This window comes from Paenibacillus sp. Dod16 (assembly GCF_049893405.1).
Lineage (GTDB): Bacteria > Bacillota > Bacilli > Paenibacillales > Paenibacillaceae > Paenibacillus_AQ.
In genome coordinates this window covers 68,704-87,233 of sequence record NZ_JBNDYG010000029.1, presented here as the reverse complement: position 1 = coordinate 87,233, position 18,530 = coordinate 68,704, and the positions used below count along the sequence as shown (strand labels likewise).

The window sequence follows — 18,530 nt, the reverse complement described above, 5'->3', positions numbered from 1 at the left end:
GGGAGTCGAATGATGGCGAATGATCAGCATACTGAACTAGAAACGGAATTTACGCTGGATCAAGTCAAGGATCAGTTGATTGAACAGGGTAAAAAGAGATCCGTATTGAGCTATAAAGATATTATGGAGAAATTATCGCCATTTGATCAGGATACGGAGCAGATGGAAGAGTTCTATGAGCAGCTGGCCGACCTGGGTATCGATGTAGTTAATGAGAATGATGAAGAGGGTACTCACCGGCAAGCGGGAGATTCCGAATCCCATGATAATGAGGATTTTGGGTTTGACGACGATCTTTCGCTGCCTCCTGGGATCAAGATTAACGACCCGGTACGGATGTACTTGAAGGAAATTGGCCGGGTTCCGCTGTTGTCAGCAGATGATGAGATTGAACTTGCCAACCGGATTGAACAGGGAGATGAGGAAGCCAAGCGCCGTCTGGCTGAAGCCAACCTGCGTCTCGTTGTAAGTATCGCGAAGCGTTACGTCGGACGAGGAATGCTGTTCCTGGATTTGATTCAGGAGGGCAACATGGGCTTGATCAAAGCCGTGGAGAAGTTCGATTACAAAAAGGGTTTCAAATTCAGTACGTATGCGACTTGGTGGATTCGCCAAGCGATCACGCGCGCTATTGCTGACCAGGCCCGTACCATCCGAATTCCCGTGCATATGGTCGAGACCATCAACAAACTGATTCGTGTATCCAGACAGCTTCTGCAGGAGCTCGGACGTGAGCCTTCGCCGGAGGAAATTGCTGCCGAGATGGAACTCAGTGTTGAGAAAGTCCGGGAGATTATGAAAATCGCCCAGGAGCCGGTTTCGCTGGAAACGCCGATCGGTGAAGAAGATGATTCCCACCTCGGAGATTTCATCGAGGATCAGGAAGCACTCGCTCCTGCTGACGCAGCAGCTTACGAGCTTCTGAAGGAACAGCTCGAAGATGTGCTGGATACGCTGACAGAGCGCGAGGAGAATGTGCTTCGTCTTCGTTTCGGACTCGATGATGGCCGCACCAGAACACTGGAAGAGGTCGGCAAAGTGTTCGGTGTTACCCGCGAACGGATTCGACAGATTGAAGCGAAAGCGCTCCGTAAGCTTCGTCACCCGAGCCGCAGCAAACGGTTAAAGGATTTCCTCGAATAGCTTAATCCACGGACCTTCTGCAGTAACGGCAGCAGGTCCTTTTTTTCGAATTTATGCATGGCATGTATGAGTTTCTTGGTTATGGAATTTCTTCCTGCATTTGTTTTATTGGTCTTTATTTTAGCTCTTTTCCAGACCCATTGCAAATGAACAGGCACGACGTTTTTCAACCGGATTTACCGGTTTGCAGTTTGGTATCGTCTCTGTTAGGGTAAGGTATAGATCGTGATTTGGACGAAAATATGGAATGGTAAGGTGTATCGACCGTGAAATTATCAAGAAGATTAACGAAAATACTGGAGAAGATTCCACGCGGCAGCCGACTTGCTGATATCGGTTCCGACCATGCACTGCTGCCTGTGGCTGCCGTAGAGAGCGGAGCAGCCATTCAAGCGATCGCCGGTGAGGTCAATCCCGGCCCTTATGATGCTGCCGTCAAGCAGGTCATCGAATCAGGGATGACTGAGGTCATCAGCGTGCGAAGAGGAGACGGTTTGAACGTACTCTCAGCCGGTGAGGCCGACGTTATTACGATTGCCGGTATGGGTGGCAGCTTGATTGCAGCGATTTTGGACCGCGGCATCGATAAGCTGACAGGCGTCCGCAGGCTGGTCCTGCAGCCGAATGTGGGAGAAGATATCTTGCGCAAGTGGCTGTACTCCCATGGCTGGGTGCTGATTGAGGAATGGATCCTGGAGGAAGACGGCAAAATTTACGAAGTGCTGGTCGCCGAGCCTTCGCATACAACAGACCTGACGAATGAGCAGGTTTACAAGGATAGAGCGATTGGGGGCGGTCTCCGATTATCTACGGACTGGCTTTTCCGTATGGGACCTTGGCTCACGCAGTCCCCGAATCCGGTTTTCTATGATAAATGGAAATCGGAGATAGAGAAGATGGAGTATATTCTTCTATCGCTTTCGCGTTCAGATCTCACCACGGCAGCCGACAAGGCGAGTGAGATTCGTTCGGATATCGAGTTTATTCAGGAGGTGCTGGCATGCTTGCCAAAGGACAAACCGTAATTCAATATATGGAGCAATTGGCCCCGAAGCACGTGGCCGAACCCGATGACCGGATCGGACTCCAGCTTGGAACATTGCAAAAGGACATTCGCACCGTGCTGATTGCTTTGGATGTCAATGATGAAGTGGTGGATGAAGCCATTGAGATTGGGGCTGATCTGATTATCGCGCATCATGCGATTATATACCGTCCGCTGAAGCAGCTGCAGACGGATACACCGATGGGCAAGGTGTATGAAAAGCTGATCAAACACGATATCGCGGTATATATAAGTCATACCAATCTCGATGTAACCGAAGGCGGAATGAACGATTGGATGGCGGAGGCCTTGGGAATCGAGAATACGTCGCCTATCCATGACATGCATAATGAACAGTTATCCAAGCTGGTGGTATTTGTGCCGAAGAGTCATCATCAAGAGGTGCTCGATGCTGTGCTCGGCGCCGGTGCAGGCTGGATCGGAAATTACAGCCACTGCAGCTTTAACATTGAGGGTTTTGGCACCTATGTTCCGCGAGAAGGCAGCAACCCATTTCTAGGTCAGGAAGGCAAGATGGAACGTGCTAATGAGGTTCGGATCGAGACAATTGTTCCTCATGCCATCCGCAACAAAGTGATCCAGGCGATGCTGAAGGCGCATCCTTATGAAGAGGTTGCGTATGATCTGTATGCCATGGACCTTAAAGGGAGATCCCTTGGTCTTGGCCGGGTTGGTAAGCTAAAAGAGCCTATGACGTTGGCTGAGCTGGTAGACGTGGTCAAAGAAAAGCTGGAGGTTCCACATGTTCGTGTTGTAGGAGAGCTCGACCGCACCATCCGCAAGGCGGCCGTCATCGGGGGATCCGGAGGACGCTACATGATGAAGGCACTGTTCCGTGGAGCGGATGTGCTGGTAACCGGAGATGTTGATTATCATACGGCACAGGATGCGCTCGCAGCAGGACTTACCATCATTGATCCGGGTCATAATGCCGAGAAGATTATGAAGGTCAAGGTCGCCGAGTGGATGGAACAGAAACTGCAGGAACATAAGTATGAAACCCGAGTTGTTGCTTCCCGCATCAATACAGAGCCATTCCAGTTCGTGTAAGGAACAGAAATGTAAGGCAAGGAAAAGAGGCCTCATTCTGACACCGCCTGGCCTATAGAGTACTTCGACCAAGCTGGGAAATTAATCAACTATTGTTAATGTTTAATGGGTTGTGTACCGCTTCAAATCACTGTATAATATGAATGTTGTCCGGAAAGTTTGACAGACAATCGCTGGCGGCTCTAAGCCGCGAGAGGAAAGTCCGGGCTCCATAGGGCAGGGTGCTGGATAACGTCCAGTCAGCGCGAGTTGAAGGATAGTGCCACAGAAATGGACCGCCGATGGCCGCCTTAGGGTGGCACAGGCAAGGATGGAACCGAGGTGTAAGAGACCCCGAGGAACGCTGGTGACTTCGTTCCTGGTAAACCCCACCTGGAGCAAGACCTAATGGGACGCAGTCTCTTTCGAGGAGACAGCCTTAGCCCGAGGCGCGTCCGGGTTGGTCGCTTGAGTCGATTAGTAATGATCGGCCTAGATAGATGATTGTCGCTCATGGTGGCAGGGTAGTTCCCGTTATGACCACGAAGAGCACAGAACCCGGCTTACGGAAAGCTTTCCCAACTGAACAACATATTGCTTTACTAATACCGCTATGGTACAAACGCGTATTTTCTTTGGACTCCTCGTGAGGGGTCTACAGGAAATGCGCGTTTTTTCATGATATCAGAAGTTATAAACTTCGAAGCTTGGGTCTTCCTGATATCGCAAGAAAAACTTCCTCTAACCGCGGTCTGTCTTCTGAGAAAGTACGTCGATAGACGTTTTTCTTTAGGTTTCGCGAAAATATTGGGAGATCATGTGCCCTGTACGGATAATCGTCCATACCAAATAGCCCTTGGGATAATAAGCTATAATCATCAACGGAAAGGAGATGCAAAAACATGTCTTGTCATAAAGAAAATCCATGTCCTCCTGTGTCACCGATTGTGTGCGAGCCGATCGTTGTCGTTAGAGACCACTATGTACCGCAAATCGTACCCGTTATTCATCCGATTAAAGTGGTGGATAAGATTCACTGCGTACCTGTAGAAAAACATATATACACGTACAGCGAAGAAGAAGTCGTGAGCGACAATGCAGGCTATGGTGGAGTTACGGTCTCCGGTAAGCGTTCGAAGAAAGCTGCAGTACGTACTAGCCGTTCCCGCCGGAAGAAATAAATGTAAGTGCTCTTGCCTCCGATAGGAATAAAGCAGCTAACGCGATCGAGGCGGAAGCTGCTTTATTTCGTGTATTTTATTCGTTGGAGCCGTTTAATTTGCGAAGTTCCTGCTCCAGATTCTGAAGCGTTTGACCCGGCCACATTTGAAGAGGGACATCGGGTGCGCCAACTGCTTTCAAGGATTGGAAAATATCAATCTGACCATGACCGTAATATTTATCTTTTCCTTTATCGCCAAGATCGACCGTTTGGTTTATCATGACGTCCATGACTTCCTGATTGGTCAGATCAGGGTTAAGGGAACGAATGAGACCCGCCATGGCGGCTGCATGAGGGCTGGCCATGGAGGTTCCGGATAAAGCCGCATATTGATTCCCTGGAAACGTGCTTGCAATATTGGTCCCGGGAGCAGCCACATCGATATAATCGCCGTAGTTCGAGTATTCTGCCCGCTTCTGATTGGAATCCGTTGCGGCGACAGCCAGCACTTCCGGATAGGCGGCAGGATAACCAGGGCGCTCCGTGTTGTCATTGCCTGAGGCAGCAACAAGAACAACGTCGCGATCATAAGCATATTTCACGGCATCGTGCAGGAACTGGGAGTCCGCATAGTTGCCAAGACTCATATTGATCACCTTGGCTCCGTGATCCGTGGCCCAAATTATGCCTTCTGCGACGGCATAGGTTGTTCCTGAGCCGGATCCGTCTAGTGCTTTGACCGGCATGATTTTGTTATACCAGCTTACCCCGGCAACACCTTCACCGTTGTTGACCAGGGCACCGATGATCCCGGCTACATGCGTCCCGTGCCCCACATCATCCAGCGGCTGTTTGTCCTTCTCGACGATGTTGTATCCTTCCACCAACTGTCCATCCAAATCGGAATGCTGAAGATCCACACCAGTGTCAATTACGGCGATGATGACATCTTCACTGCCTTTGGACAGATCCCAGCCCCGGTTCGTTTCAATGACGGGCAGATTCCACTGATATTGAGAAAACAGCAAATCATTCGGGATATTGACCTGCTCATTCGCTCCATCCGGCAAGAAATCCGAGTTTATTCTGGATTGAAGGGGGCGATCATTGGTTAAATAGATGTAGTGAGGCTCAGTATACTTCGTTTTCCACTTCTGCTCGAAATAGGAGCGGAGTTTATGGTAATCCTTATCTTTGGAACGAAAAACATAGGCATAGCCAAGTTTCCTCGGAGTGTCACATGATATCTCCTTAGAGATGTTGAGGAGCTGCTGCTTAGACGGCTCATTCTCAAAGGACACCACAATTTCATTTTCGTAAAAGTGACTGGCCTTTTCATTATCGTGTCCCGTTTTGACGGTAATATCGGAGAGGGTATCCGCATGAATGGATTCGACCTTGAATTTACCTTCCTTCGGGTAAGGTATTAAGCGAAGATTCCGCTTCTGGTGATTGCTTACTTCATGCAGTACGCCTTGATTAACCAAAGCGGCGGCGCCATATTTGCCATCCTTGGACGGCTCGGCAACAACAAAATAAGGCTGCCCCGCGACATTGAACTTGGGTGAATCGTAAGATTCTCCCCGTTTCAGCTTTTGCTGTGCCATTTGGAAATGATGAGTGATCAGATTCTTATCTTTTTTGTTCAGTTTGGGAAGCAGACCCTGTACATCCGTCATTTTGTTTTTCTTGAGGTTATACCACCGTACTTGCTGAAAATGCTTGTGCAGCTTTTGTTCTTTTTGCGTATAGGCTTTTATTTGACCCGAACTGCGCAAAGCGTTATTGTTCAGCATTTTGCGCAGGTGACCTTTTGCATCAAGACGGTTGAGTTGATCCGTCGCATGGAGATCGCTTTGCATGGTAAAGTGTTTAGCCTTGTTCTCCTGCTGGGGCCTTAAAGGCTGTGTTGGTTCAGCCGTGGGAGCCGGCTGTTTTGAACCGGGGATGAACAGTAAGATCAGAAGCGCGCCAATAACTGACGCTGCACCTAGGATGCTCCATAGGGTACGGGATTTCACAAGTTTTCCTCCTCGCCGCATTCATAATTGAAGTAGTCTTAGCGTGGGGAGAGTGAATCCTTTTTATGCGTTCCATATCATGAGTAAAACGGATGGGAACGCGCAAAATGAAATGTACTAAAAATAACCTTGTAAGTGTATTCATGATAGGGATTTCGTTATCCCAAAATTTGTGTTAGGATAGTACATATTATAACGACCGCCAGGCTATATGACCTGTAGGGTCACGACCATTTAAGGGGGATCTATCGTAATGCCAGCAGACAATCTTCAGAATTTATGCTCGGAGTCCAGAGAAAAGTTGAAATCTGCTATTTCGATTATGGAAACGTTTTTGAATGAACATGCTTTATCTCAATTGGTAACGGAACAGGACGAGGAAACCGTTCATTTTTACAAAGGATTTCTGTCGGATGTTCGCCATTTGCTTGTGTTTTCTGAAGTTTCCTATGAGAAGCTGGGTGTTGTACAGCGTCGCCCTAATTTTGATATCGATTTTGCCGAGAAGGCTTTGTATAATTTGTATCACCGCTGTGTCAACAGCTTCTTCTATCCCAAAAATGAAAGTTATTCCGAAGATGGTCGTTACGCATATACCGGACAGGATGCGATTCGTTTCCGGAAGAAGCCGGTTCGTCCTGCCCGTGATGTCATTATGAACATTACCAAGATTTATGAAGAGCTCCGCGATGATCTTGCTTACTACGAAAGCGACTATTTGACGGAACGCCGTATGCAATCAGAGAAAAGACACGCATAGCATAATAAGGAACATTCAAGAGATGCCAACCATTGGCATCTCTTTTTGCGTTTCGCTGCTTAGGCACCAACTGACAATCGTTCTTATGCATACCGGCAGTAAACTAAGGAAAAAATGTTGACGAGGTGATGCTAAAATGGCCAACGAAGCCAAACCATTAGTGAAGTGCAGTGTCAGCAATTGCCATTACTGGGGAGAACAAAACCTATGTCATGCCGAGATGATCATGATTGAAATTGACCGTCATGCGAATGTAAAACTCAATGAAGAGTATGGAGCAGAGCCTTATGTAGACGACCATCAGGATGTTGCTGACAAGTCTTCCGAGACCTGTTGTTTAACCTTTAAGCCGAAGGGCTGACGGGAAATAAGCCGGATAAAGTCCGGGTGCCGGGCACTTTAGGATGATGGAAATGGAGGAAGCTAGTTTATGGATAAAAAACATCGCAAGCATAAAATGAAGGTTGTTGAAGGTAAGCGAAACAGGGTAGACTTCCCGCGCAAAGATCACCGTGAAGAATATGCAGCCGAGGTGGCTCCCCCTGTGGATGCTTCGGCACGAAGAGTGGACGAGGATAAGGCAGACGTCTCTACCGGTCGTACCGTCGGATATGTGGGCTTGGTATTAGGCATCGCCTCCTTGTTCATGTGGTCGGTCATCCTGGGACCCATCGCAGCGGTTGTTGGATATTACGCCTACAGCAAAGGCAGCAAAACGACAGGCGCCTGGTCGATCGGACTCGGCATATTGGCAACGCTCAGTTATTTTATCTTGATTCCTTTCAGTAGATAATTCATTTTATTATGGTGAACATAGGGCGAATCAACCAGAACGGTTGATTCGCTTATTTTTTTTGCCGAATAGGTATAGCAGATTGTTCCAGTTCCATGATAAAATAAAGGACAAGTTTGAAATTTTGCTGCAGAAAGTGAGTTAAACGATGCAAATAGATCCGATATCATGGAAGCAAATGACGGATATACCACAGATGAATACGAATTCCACCGAGTCGGCAACCGGATTTGTCAATGTGCTAAGCAGCCTGCTTACCGAAGATTCCACCTCCAAGCCGGTCGAACGTTCGATTACACAGCTTGCGCCTGGCGTAACCTTTAAGGATGGGCTGTTATGGCAGCAGCTAGGAGCTGTAGATGAATCTGCTTCGTCTTTACCAATGGAGGGGGTCGTGCATGACACAGGAGCAACAAAGCCAACGACCTTTGAGGATTTAATTACGGCGGCCGGGGAACGCTATGGCGTGCCGGTATCGCTGATCAAAGCGGTCATCGATGCGGAATCTTCCTTTAATCCAAACGCGGTGTCCTCTGCAGGCGCCAAGGGGCTGATGCAGCTAATGGATGGCACAGCAAGGGGACTTGGGGTAAGCAACCCTTTTGATCCGGCTCAGAATATCGAGGGTGGTACTAAATATCTGTCCAATCTGATTCAGCGGTTTGGCGGAGAAATGGCTATGGTACTTGCAGCGTATAATGCAGGTCCAACCCGTATCGCGAATTTGGGTGTATCCAGTGATGAAGAGCTGATGTCCGTTGCTCATGAATTACCCGAGGAAACCCAGGCATACATCGGTAAAGTCATGAATGCACAATCAAAATACACGTTATAAACCCGCACGGGGATAAATAGGAAGATGATAGAAGATCAAACGATACATGCCGCTTTCCGATCTAAAGATGGAGTGCGGCTTTACCGTTTGGTCTTTTTGTGTAAATATAAAGGTCTGGAATAATAAGTTTTACAACGTGCGATGCGTATGATGGAAAGGGGAAATTACCTTGATATATTGGGATCACGCTGCTACGACCCCTCCCTATGATGAAGTAGTGGAGACTTTGGCAGAAGTCATGAAAATGCATTATGCGAATCCGTCAGCACTTCATCGTTCTGGCGAGGCTGCCGCTAAACTGCTGAAAAAGGCAAGAGAGGTATGTGCAGCCGCGCTGGACGTTCAGCCGACGGAGATCGTATTCACTTCCGGGGCAACTGAAGGCAATAACATGGCGATTAAAGGGACTGCGATGCAGTACAGCAGCCGTGGCCGTCATATCATCACGACGGGAACAGAGCATCCTTCCGTATATGAAAGCTGCAAGCAGCTGGAAATGCTTGGATGGGAAGTGACTTATCTGCCGGTGGATGACGCCGGCGTGGTGGATCTGGCTGCCTTGACGGAAGCTGTGCGCAAAGATACCGTGCTCGTCAGCATCATGCATGTTAATAATGAGACCGGGGCCGTCCAACCGCTGACTGAAGTGGGTCGTATCGTTAAGGAGCGAAATTCACGAACTCTGCTGCATATCGATGGGGTACAGGGATTTGGCAAATTGCCGGTGACACTTTCCCAGTGGCAGGCCGACTTATACAGCCTGTCTGCCCATAAATTCAACGGTCCGAGAGGAATGGGCGTGCTGTATATTAAGCAAGGCGTGCAAGTGTTCCCGTTGGTATCGGGCGGATCGCAGGAGAATGGACACCGGGCAGGAACGGAGAATGTTGCCGGAGCGGTAGCGATGTCGAAGGCCATGCGATTATCCAGAGAACGCCAGCCTGAGTTTTATGCAAGGATGACGGAAATAAGGGAGCTTCTGTTTCAGGGCATCCGCAAAATCCCGGGATTGGTGTTAAACAGTAACGAGCAAAATGCGCCTCATATCATTCATTTTTCGTATCCGGGACTAAAACCCGAGGTGATGGTCCATGCTCTGGAAGAGATGGGCATGCTCGTCTCGACCAAATCCGCTTGCTCCTCTAAATTAAGCGAGCCCAGCCGGGTCCTGTTAGCGATGGGGAAGGACATGGACGCTGCTTCCTCCGGAATTCGTATCAGTCTCGGCAAAGAGCATCAGCTCGGCGATGCAGCGCGGCTTGTCGAAGTCTTGGCAAAAGTTTGCGGGGACCTGCGTCCCGTTATAGAAAGAGAGGGTAACCGGAGATGACTTACGATAAACTGCTGCTTCGCTTTGGCGAATTTACTTTAAAAGGCAAAAACCGCAACCGATTCGAGAGATCGGTCTTGAATCATATTCGAAGCGTGCTCAAACCGTTTCCTGGAGCGAAGATCGTTAAGGAATACGGCCGCTTGTACGTCGAGCTTAACGGAGAATCTCCCGAAGCCTTGATCCATGTCCTTAAAAAAGTATTTGGCCTTGTATCCATCAGTCCAGTTCGTGTATGTCCTTCCGAGCTTGACCGTATTATCGAAACCGCGATTGATTTTGTGGGGCAGAAGGAACTGGCTGACCCGTCGACCTTCAAAGTCAATGCGAGAAGGGTGTGGAAACAATTCCCTCATTCCTCGCAAGAGATGAATCATTTAGTCGGATCGCCCTTGCTGCGAACCTATCCACAGCTTAAAGTAAAGGTAAAGCAGCCCGATATGGAGCTTCGTGTGGAAATTCGGGAGAACGAGACGTATCTGTATTATGAAGTGATTCCAGGCGCCGGCGGATATCCGATTGGTACGAATGGGAAGGCCATGCTGCTTCTTTCGGGGGGGATCGACAGTCCTGTAGCGGGCTGGTCAGCCATGCGCAGAGGACTTGAAATTGAGTGCGTACACTTCTACAGTTTTCCCTACACCAGCCAACTTGCGAAGGAAAAGGTAATGGAGCTAACAAGGCTGTTATCGGGCTACACCGGGAAAATCAAGCTGCACCTCGTTCCGTTCACCGATGTTCAGACTTCATTTGTCGGCATCGGCCAGGATAATCTGATCATTACGTTTATGCGCAGAGCGATGCTGCGGATTGCTTCCTCGCTTGCTGAGAAGGAAGGGGCATTGGCGATCGTGACGGGTGACAGTCTCGGACAAGTTGCCAGTCAGACGCTGCCTAGCATGAATGTGATCGGCAGAGCCACCGAGCTGCCGCTGTTGCGGCCGCTCGTTATGATGGATAAGAACGATATCATCAACATCGCAATGGACATTGGTACATTCGAGACATCGATATTGCCGTATGAGGATTGCTGTACGTTGTTTGTGCCTAAATCGCCCACCACCAATCCGAATTTGAAGATCATCGAGAAGGTGGAGGCTTCCATTCCCGAGCTGCCTGCACGGATTCAAGCAGCCATTGAAGGTACGGAGACGGTGGTTATTACCCCGGACAGTAACATCGGCGAGCTTGAAGAAAAGCATGCGGAGCCCGTGATAAACGAAGACTGGTTTTAATCGAGTACCAAGCGAAGGTAACAACGGGTTAGTAAACCGGACGAGTGTGCGCCGCTTTAAACATAAACAACACCCCAAAGCTTTTTAGAAAGCCTTGGGGTGTTGTTTTTTTGTATGCGTATGGACCTTTAATTATGACTGGCTGGATGACTGACGGCGTCCGGCAGATCTTTTTTTCAGATGTCCTGCAGTCAGCACACCGACAATGATGGCAGCAATGAAGAGATATTTAATAATCTGGTGCGCTTCGAAATATCCCAGAAAATGCTTCTCTTCGGTAATCATGGAGGACGCCGTGTACGCAAGTACCGCAGAACCTACATAGATAATCCATGGGAAACGGTTGATCAGTTTGATAAACAGCGTGCTGCCCCATACCACGATAGGTACGCTGATGAGCAGGCCCAGTGTTACAAGGATCATATTGTGTTTGGCTGCGCCGGCAACGGCAATGACATTGTCCAGGCCCATAGCGGCATCCGCTACAATGATCGTACGAATAGCAGCGCCAAGGCTTTTCCCGGCTTTGATATTGCCATGGTCATTATTGTCGTCGGTCATCAGCTTGTAGGCAATGCCAATCAGGAGCACGCCTCCCACAAGCAGTAACCAAGGGATGTTAAGCAGCCAGACAACGAGGATGGTGGCAATGATACGAAGAATAACAGCTCCGGCCGTGCCGTAGATAATTGCTTTTTTCTGGGTTTCCTTCGGAAGATTGCGTGCTGCAAGACCGATCACAATGGCATTGTCCCCGGCCAAGATCAGATCCAAAAATACGATGTTGATTAATGCAAGAAAAAATTCAGCGGCTGTGGTTTCCATGAATGTCACTCCTCTTAGAATACGGTTCCACCATTAAACAAAAGTGGATTTATTATAGGCCTATTTTTCCCGATGTGCAAGCATAGCCTGGACAATTTCCACATATGTGTAAAGTGGGGGGTGTTGTTTTAGTGGAGACGATTTTTTTGTTGGGACAGATATTGATGATCAATCTTGTACTCAGTGGCGACAATGCACTGGTCATCGCGATGGCCAGCAAAGACCTTCCCGAAATACACCGCAGACGGGCGGTCTGGATCGGGACTGCAGGGGCTGTTCTCTTACGGTGTATTCTGACTTTTTTGGCGGTTTTGCTGCTGAAAATTCCATTTTTGCAGGCTGGCGGCGCCTTATTGTTGATCTGGATCGCAGTCAAACTCATGATGCAAAAGGAGCATGACCATGCAAACTTGGCCAAAGCTTCAACGATATGGGCTGCAGTCAATACGATATTGATTGCCGATTTCGTGATGAGCCTGGATAATGTCTTGGCCATTGCGGGGCTTGCAAAAGGCGATCTCTCCTTGATTGTCATCGGAATATTATTAAGCATTCCCATCGTTGTATGGGGAAGCGGGATGATCTCAAGCCTGCTTCACAAGTTTCCCGTGCTGCTTTACATAGGTGCCGGTATTCTAGCTTTTACAGCAGGCGAAATGCTCATACAGGATTCCCGCGTAGGGCTGCTACTGGCTTACTGGATGCCTTATGCCCACAATCTGCTGCCGATTGTCATTGCAGGTGCCGTCGTTCTCATTGGCGGATTACAGACGGTGAGACGGCCCTTATAACGGGAGTTTATTTTAACAACCCTTTGGCGGCATAAGAGGAAAGCATAGGAAAATGGATGACTGTCTCGTGCAGTCGTCCATTTTTTGTTGGGTCAATACAGGTATATGGGACGGGGAAAGGATATTTCAAGTGGAACAAGCTCGGGATATGGTTTTTTTTGTCGGTTTGGGCTAAAATTAACGTAACTGCTTCTTTTAGAAACCGCTATTTTTGGTGATACATATATTGAAGAGAGGGTGATCAAATGTCCTCCAGAAAAGATTTGGCGCTGGGTATTTTCATCGTTGTTGCTGGAGTCGTTATTTTGCTCGGCAAGCTTGGTGTATTTGGATTTTTGGGAAGAACGTTATGGCCGCTCGTCCTGCTGCTGCCGGGTATTTTTTTGCATATCATGTTTTTTGGTCGCCGTGCCACTGCCGCGGTTCTGATTCCGGGCGGTATTCTGACGGTATATGGCCTTCTGTTCTTCATATGTATTATTGGGGGATGGGGACTGATGGCTTCATTATGGCCTGTGTTAATTCTCGGCGTGGCTGTCGGCTTGTATGAATATTATCTGTACGAGAGCCCGCGACCAGGCGCTGCGCTGCCGGTTGCGCTTGGACTGACGGTGCTTTCTGTTTTGATTTTCTTCTTCACCTGGCTTGAGACTGGAGCGTTCTACATCATTGCCCTGATCCTGATTGCAGCGGGCGTTTGGATGATCTTCGGGCGCAATCGTTCCGGGCGCAATAATAAATGGAGCAGAGGCTGGTAATTGGTAAGAGGTAAAAGTTGCTGGAAGTTTTCTGAAAAGACTTGATTTTCCCGCTCGTTTACCTATATTATAGGATGTATGTTGAAGCGTCGGCATGTCGTCCGGCGCTTTCTTTGTGGCTCATTCGAACAGAAGGGATTTGAGATATATTTATGCAATCAAGAGATCAGATTCGCAACATTGCCATTATTGCTCACGTTGACCATGGCAAAACAACACTTGTAGACCAACTGCTGCAGCAGTCCGGTATTTTCCGGGAGCATGAGACGCTGCAGGAACGCGCGATGGATTCCAATGATTTGGAGCGCGAACGCGGAATTACCATCCTAGCCAAGAATACGGCTATTACGTATAAAGATTTCTTGATTAACATCGTGGATACACCTGGACACGCCGATTTCGGTGGTGAAGTTGAGCGTATTATGAAAATGGTTGACGGCGTTCTGCTCGTTGTTGACGCTTATGAAGGATGTATGCCTCAGACCAAGTTTGTGTTAGGTAAAGCTCTTGCACACAACTTGACTCCAATCGTCGTTGTGAACAAGATTGACCGTCCGGCCGCCCGCCCAGCTGAAGTGATCGATGAAGTGCTGGATCTGTTCATTGAGCTTGGTGCGAATGACGACCAATTGGACTTCCCCGTTGTATATGCATCTGCCTTAAACGGTACTTCCAGTATGGATCCTGAGAAGCAAGATGATAACATGCTTGCTCTTTACGAGACCATTATTGACCATATCCCTTCCCCTACAGAGAAAGTGGACGAGCCTCTTCAGTTCCTCGTTACCTTGATGGATTACAATGAATATCTTGGACGTATCGCCGTCGGACGCGTGAACCGCGGTGTTATTAAGCAAGGCCAACCGGTTACCGTTATGCTTCGTGACGGCTCGACCAAGAATGCTCGTATCGAGAAGCTGTTCGGCTTCCAGGGATTGAAGCGGATCGAGGTTGCCGAAGCAGGCGCAGGCGATATCGTGGCGATTGCAGGGATCAAAGACATTAACATCGGAGAGACCATTGCAGATCCACAGCATCCGGAGGCACTGCCTGTCCTTAAAATTGATGAACCAACCCTGCAAATGACATTCCTTGTTAACAACAGTCCTTTTGCCGGACGCGAAGGCAAATGGGTAACATCCCGTAAGCTTCGTGACCGTCTCTTTAAAGAACTGGAAACGGACGTAAGTTTGCGAGTGGATGAGACAGACAGCCCTGATGCATATATCGTATCGGGACGCGGTGAGCTTCACCTCAGTATTTTGATTGAGAATATGCGCCGTGAAGGTTATGAGCTTCAAGTTTCCAAGCCTGAAGTTATCGTTAGAGAAATTGATGGCGTCAAAATGGAGCCGATTGAACGTTTGATGATTGATGTACCAGAAGAAAGCATGGGTTCCGTTATGGAAAGCCTTGGAACACGCAAGGCTGAAATGGTGAACATGGTGAATAACGGAAATGGCCAAGTGCGTCTGGAATTCTTGATTCCTGCTCGCGGACTTATCGGTTACCGTACCCATTTCCTGACCCTCACACGCGGTTATGGCATTATGAACCACGCATTCGACAGCTACGGTCCGCTTATCGGCGGTCAAGTGGGTGGACGTCACCAAGGTGTTCTGGTTTCCACGGAGAACGGATCTTCAACGTTCTACGGCATGATGTCGGTCGAAGATCGCGGTACCCTGTTCCTGGAACCGGGGACTGAGATTTATGAAGGTATGATCGTCGGGGAGCATACCCGCGATAACGATATCGTCGTTAATATTTGTAAAGAGAAGCAATTGACCAACGTTCGTTCGGCAACGAAGGATGACACGGTTAAATTGAAAACACCGGTTATTTTCTCACTGGAGCAGGCCCTTGAATACTTGAACGACGACGAGTATTGCGAGATTACGCCGAAGTCCGTTCGTCTTCGCAAGAAGATTTTGAACAAGAGTGAGCGCGAACGTGCAGAAAAACATCGTAAAATGGCGCAAGCAAATCTATAATAGATAGAGATCGACTTGTCCAAAAGGAGTGAACCTATCATGCAAGAATGGTTTGCCTCGCACCCACTCATCTCTTATATCGTGATTTTTGTGCTGATCACCTACGTTTACAACAAGGTATTCCGGGTGAAGCAGAAGCTCCCTCTGTTAAAGGAGATTCTCCTGTATATCTTGATGGCCTTGGGTTCGGCGATACTGCTTGTGTTTCAGATTGATAAGCTGCCGATTATCCAGTGCTTGTTAGTAGCAGTGGCATTGATGCTGATGGTGCGTATTCGATATTTTGTTGAAGATCGTCAGAAGAAGAAGGCTCAGACCGAACCAAAATCATAAGTTGATGTAGATTTTTAAAAAAAGTGCCTGTATTTTGAATCCGGCAACTTTTTGTCAATCCCCTTCGTTTATAAGAGAGAGAAGTTAACCAAGGTCCGGTAAATGCTTCGTAATTTGAAGCGTTTATCGGACATTCATCTAATTTGAATGAAATCAGGTGTTATGATATGAATCCTACTCATACCAATCTCCCTCCGAGAGCCAAAAGTGGGGGGAAGGGCAAGAAACAGCCAGTTCCAAAAAAGAAAAAAAGCGCATGGAAATCATTTTTTAAACTCATTCTTATCGTCTTGTTAATTGCAGTTCTGGCTGCAGCAGGTTATGCCGGATATTTGTACATCAAGGGCAATGAGATCATTGAAAAAAGCGGGGTCGACAAACCTGTAGCTCCAGGGCAATCCGCTAAGGAAAAACCGATTACGGTGCTTCTCTTGGGAACGGATCATCGCCCGGAGACGGGGACTTATCTGACGGATGTGGTCATGGTCGCCTCCATGCATCCGGAAACCAATACGTCGACGCTCGTATCTTTGCCGCGGGACACGCTCATTGAACTCGATGGATATAAAGCGACGAAACTGAACGCTTATTACCCAAGGTTTAAAGCGGCTTACAATGCTGCCGAGAAAAAGGAACCGGGCAGCGGCATTCCGGCTGAAGAAGAAATGAAAGTCATGATGAGTAAATATCTTGGCGTAGATATCGACTATGTGGCTGTTATCGATTTCCAGGGATTCCGTGACGTGGTGGACACCTTCGGCGGAGTGGATGTTAACGTTCAGTATAATATGTGTCACCGGGACTCCGTAGATGGAACCGACATCAATCTGACGGCCGGCCCTCAGAAGCTGGATGGCAAGAAGGCGTTGGACTATGTACGTTACCGCAAATCGATGAATTGTAGTCCGAAGACCAAGGAGTCCAATGATTTTGATCGTAATGCACGTCAGAGTGAGGTTTTACATTCGTTGCTCGATAAAATGAAGTCATTTGGCGGCGTAACGAAAGTGGGTAGTGCACTGGATGCCGTAAGTGATAACATGACAACTGACTTTGAACAGGAACAGATCCGTAATGTGTTAAAAACCTACTATGATATTGGAAAAGAAGACGTTAAATTTATGCCGATTACGGGTGAGTGGAGAAGTCCGAACGTTTACATTAATGCAAGCGAGCTGGATGCAGCCAGACAAGCGCTGCAAGACGAGCTTGCCGGCAAGCATAACGCTGGCGAGCAGGGGACAGAAGCGGATTCTGCAACAACTCCGTGACAATTGAAGGCAAGTTTTATTGTATGCTATAATACAATGTATCAGATGGAGATCATTGTACAGGAGGCCGAAGGCATGTCCTACCTTATGATGCATACGACACACCCATTGATCTGTACTCGGCAGACGGATTACCCTGCCCATGGATTTGTGGTAGCAGATTCCATGTGGGGATGGGAGCCTTTCAAATGTCATCCTTCTGATTCCATGTCTTCTCAGGCGTGTTCATTCGACATGGGTGTCAATTCCACACCGAACAGGCTGCAAAACTCTGAATATGATACGGGTCACGACGCCTCTGGCGAAGCAGAAATGCTCGCTAAAGGCGTTGTTATGACCTTAAAAAAAGCCCAGTGAGCTTCACTGGGCTTTTTTGTATGAAATTTGGAGACAGGTGATGGACAAACTCGGGTTATGACAGGATTTGTCTTCTTGCCTATTTATTACGGTTCGGGTTGGCTGGTGCATTACCCCGATTATTCGGATTTACCGTTTGTGCACCGTTATCTTGTGCATTACGATCACGAGGTGTTACATCTTTAGGCAGCTGAGGAATGATGCGGCCTACGATGTCAGCGAGTTCACTGGCAAGTCCTGAAACCGGATTTCCCTCCTGAATATGCCGGCCAAGATCGGCAATCCGGTTTGTAACGTCTAAATCAGCCGTAACAAGTGCATTGGCACCTGCCGGATCGGATTGAAGGGCTTCCGCGACTGTGTATTTAATGGTTCCGACTTCTGCCCGATCTAAATTTCCATCTACATTAAGTCCAACAACAGCCGTATTTCCCATGACAACACAGTTTGCGTTTTTAACGCCGGGCACACTCTCTGCCAGTGATTTGAGGTGATTTGCGGTTGTAGCGTCAACTTGTCCGTTGTTATCAGTTGCGTTGCCAACCTGTCCCGTATTCGTGTTATCCGGAGTCCAGCCGTCTACATTGTTAGTGGTATAACCTCTGTTTTCATTCATATTCTGAACATTGTTAGCAGTGGTTCCATTGGTTTGATTACGAGGAGAGGGTGATGCATTGTTATTGGCGGTCCCGCAGCCTGCGAGCAACAACACCGCTAGCATGATGGATAGAGCAGCTCTCATGGATTGATCTGTCCTTTCGTAGTAGAGTTCGCTAAATTACACCAGTCGCTACGCTTATTATGTCCGGGACGGAAAGGTTTATGTG

The 18,530-nt window shown here is 48.2% G+C and carries 19 protein-coding genes and 1 other RNA gene; 17 read left to right on the top strand and 3 right to left on the bottom strand.

Going from position 1 to position 18,530, the window contains the following annotated elements; translation table 11 throughout:
• The first annotated feature begins 12 nt into the window (after nucleotides 1-12).
• From rpoD to ACPV3A_RS21015, 5 genes are all read left to right on the top strand, one after another.
• Nucleotides 13-1,143, top strand: a complete 1,131-nt coding sequence (rpoD, locus tag ACPV3A_RS21035; RefSeq protein ID WP_071223068.1) for an RNA polymerase sigma factor RpoD — start codon at nucleotides 13-15, stop codon at nucleotides 1,141-1,143.
• Between the two features lie 266 nt (nucleotides 1,144-1,409).
• Nucleotides 1,410-2,168 carry a tRNA (adenine(22)-N(1))-methyltransferase gene (locus tag ACPV3A_RS21030; protein WP_194541644.1) on the top strand — a complete coding sequence of 253 codons (759 nt, stop codon included), beginning with the start codon at nucleotides 1,410-1,412 and terminating at the stop codon, nucleotides 2,166-2,168.
• A complete protein-coding gene (locus ACPV3A_RS21025) occupies nucleotides 2,144-3,259 on the top strand; it encodes a Nif3-like dinuclear metal center hexameric protein (RefSeq protein ID WP_194541645.1) in 1,116 nt (371 codons plus the stop codon). The genes ACPV3A_RS21030 and ACPV3A_RS21025 overlap by 25 nt, the downstream gene beginning before the upstream one ends.
• Before the next feature lie 154 nt (nucleotides 3,260-3,413).
• An RNA gene (rnpB, locus tag ACPV3A_RS21020) (RNase P RNA component class A) lies at nucleotides 3,414-3,819 on the top strand.
• Nucleotides 3,820-4,140: 321 nt separating this feature from the next.
• Nucleotides 4,141-4,419 carry a hypothetical protein gene (locus tag ACPV3A_RS21015; RefSeq protein WP_194541646.1) on the top strand — a complete coding sequence of 93 codons (279 nt, stop codon included), beginning with the start codon at nucleotides 4,141-4,143 and terminating at the stop codon, nucleotides 4,417-4,419.
• Between the two features lie 76 nt (nucleotides 4,420-4,495).
• On the opposite strand, the gene ACPV3A_RS21010 is transcribed toward ACPV3A_RS21015, so the two are convergent.
• Entirely contained in the window at nucleotides 4,496-6,421 is a 1,926-nt protein-coding gene (locus tag ACPV3A_RS21010; protein ID WP_426200980.1) for a S8 family peptidase, read from the bottom strand.
• Nucleotides 6,422-6,674: 253 nt separating this feature from the next.
• On the opposite strand from ACPV3A_RS21010, the gene ACPV3A_RS21005 reads away from it, so the two are divergent.
• The 6 genes from ACPV3A_RS21005 (at nucleotide 6,675) to thiI (ending at nucleotide 11,374) form a co-directional block, all read left to right on the top strand.
• Nucleotides 6,675-7,181, top strand: coding sequence for a YpuI family protein (locus tag ACPV3A_RS21005; protein WP_071222952.1), 507 nt, complete (start codon nucleotides 6,675-6,677; stop codon nucleotides 7,179-7,181).
• A 136-nt stretch (nucleotides 7,182-7,317) separates the two neighbouring features.
• Nucleotides 7,318-7,542, top strand: coding sequence for a DUF1540 domain-containing protein (locus ACPV3A_RS21000; protein WP_006209042.1), 225 nt, complete (start codon nucleotides 7,318-7,320; stop codon nucleotides 7,540-7,542).
• 69 nt (nucleotides 7,543-7,611) lie between these two features.
• On the top strand, nucleotides 7,612-7,974 hold the full coding sequence (locus tag ACPV3A_RS20995; protein WP_426200977.1) for a hypothetical protein: 363 nt from the start codon (nucleotides 7,612-7,614) through the stop codon (nucleotides 7,972-7,974).
• 148 nt (nucleotides 7,975-8,122) lie between these two features.
• A complete protein-coding gene (locus ACPV3A_RS20990; protein ID WP_426200976.1) occupies nucleotides 8,123-8,809 on the top strand; it encodes a lytic transglycosylase domain-containing protein in 687 nt (228 codons plus the stop codon).
• A 169-nt stretch (nucleotides 8,810-8,978) separates the two neighbouring features.
• Nucleotides 8,979-10,139 carry a cysteine desulfurase family protein gene (locus ACPV3A_RS20985; protein ID WP_426200974.1) on the top strand — a complete coding sequence of 387 codons (1,161 nt, stop codon included), beginning with the start codon at nucleotides 8,979-8,981 and terminating at the stop codon, nucleotides 10,137-10,139.
• Nucleotides 10,136-11,374 carry a tRNA uracil 4-sulfurtransferase ThiI gene (thiI, locus tag ACPV3A_RS20980; protein ID WP_426200972.1) on the top strand — a complete coding sequence of 413 codons (1,239 nt, stop codon included), beginning with the start codon at nucleotides 10,136-10,138 and terminating at the stop codon, nucleotides 11,372-11,374. Before ACPV3A_RS20985 ends, thiI begins: the two co-directional genes overlap by 4 nt.
• Nucleotides 11,375-11,506: 132 nt before the next feature.
• On the opposite strand, the gene ACPV3A_RS20975 is transcribed toward thiI, so the two are convergent.
• On the bottom strand, nucleotides 11,507-12,199 hold the full coding sequence (locus ACPV3A_RS20975; RefSeq protein WP_216533868.1) for a TerC family protein: 693 nt from the start codon (nucleotides 12,197-12,199) through the stop codon (nucleotides 11,507-11,509).
• 131 nt (nucleotides 12,200-12,330) lie between these two features.
• Here ACPV3A_RS20975 and ACPV3A_RS20970 point away from each other — a divergent pair, with 131 nt between their 5' ends.
• The 6 genes from ACPV3A_RS20970 to ACPV3A_RS20945 all read left to right on the top strand — a co-directional run bounded on the left by ACPV3A_RS20970 (nucleotide 12,331) and on the right by ACPV3A_RS20945 (nucleotide 17,703).
• Nucleotides 12,331-12,990, top strand: coding sequence for a TerC family protein (locus tag ACPV3A_RS20970; protein WP_426200970.1), 660 nt, complete (start codon nucleotides 12,331-12,333; stop codon nucleotides 12,988-12,990).
• A gap of 245 nt (nucleotides 12,991-13,235) precedes the next feature.
• Complete coding sequence (locus tag ACPV3A_RS20965; RefSeq protein WP_071222959.1) at nucleotides 13,236-13,748, top strand: hypothetical protein; 513 nt, start codon at nucleotides 13,236-13,238, stop codon at nucleotides 13,746-13,748.
• Nucleotides 13,749-13,900: 152 nt separating this feature from the next.
• On the top strand, nucleotides 13,901-15,742 hold the full coding sequence (gene typA / locus ACPV3A_RS20960) for a translational GTPase TypA (protein WP_071222960.1): 1,842 nt from the start codon (nucleotides 13,901-13,903) through the stop codon (nucleotides 15,740-15,742).
• A 39-nt stretch (nucleotides 15,743-15,781) separates the two neighbouring features.
• The gene (locus ACPV3A_RS20955; RefSeq protein WP_076320612.1) at nucleotides 15,782-16,075 is read left to right on the top strand and encodes a YlaH-like family protein; all 294 of its coding nucleotides are present in this window, start codon (nucleotides 15,782-15,784) and stop codon (nucleotides 16,073-16,075) included.
• A 167-nt stretch (nucleotides 16,076-16,242) separates the two neighbouring features.
• Nucleotides 16,243-17,346 (top strand): LCP family protein, encoded by a 1,104-nt coding sequence (locus tag ACPV3A_RS20950; protein WP_426200967.1) that lies wholly within the window; start codon nucleotides 16,243-16,245, stop codon nucleotides 17,344-17,346.
• A gap of 75 nt (nucleotides 17,347-17,421) precedes the next feature.
• A complete protein-coding gene (locus ACPV3A_RS20945) occupies nucleotides 17,422-17,703 on the top strand; it encodes a hypothetical protein (RefSeq protein WP_194541652.1) in 282 nt (93 codons plus the stop codon).
• A gap of 79 nt (nucleotides 17,704-17,782) precedes the next feature.
• On the opposite strand, the gene ACPV3A_RS20940 is transcribed toward ACPV3A_RS20945, so the two are convergent.
• Nucleotides 17,783-18,445 carry a YhcN/YlaJ family sporulation lipoprotein gene (locus ACPV3A_RS20940; protein WP_426200965.1) on the bottom strand — a complete coding sequence of 221 codons (663 nt, stop codon included), beginning with the start codon at nucleotides 18,443-18,445 and terminating at the stop codon, nucleotides 17,783-17,785.
• Nucleotides 18,446-18,530 lie beyond the last annotated feature (85 nt).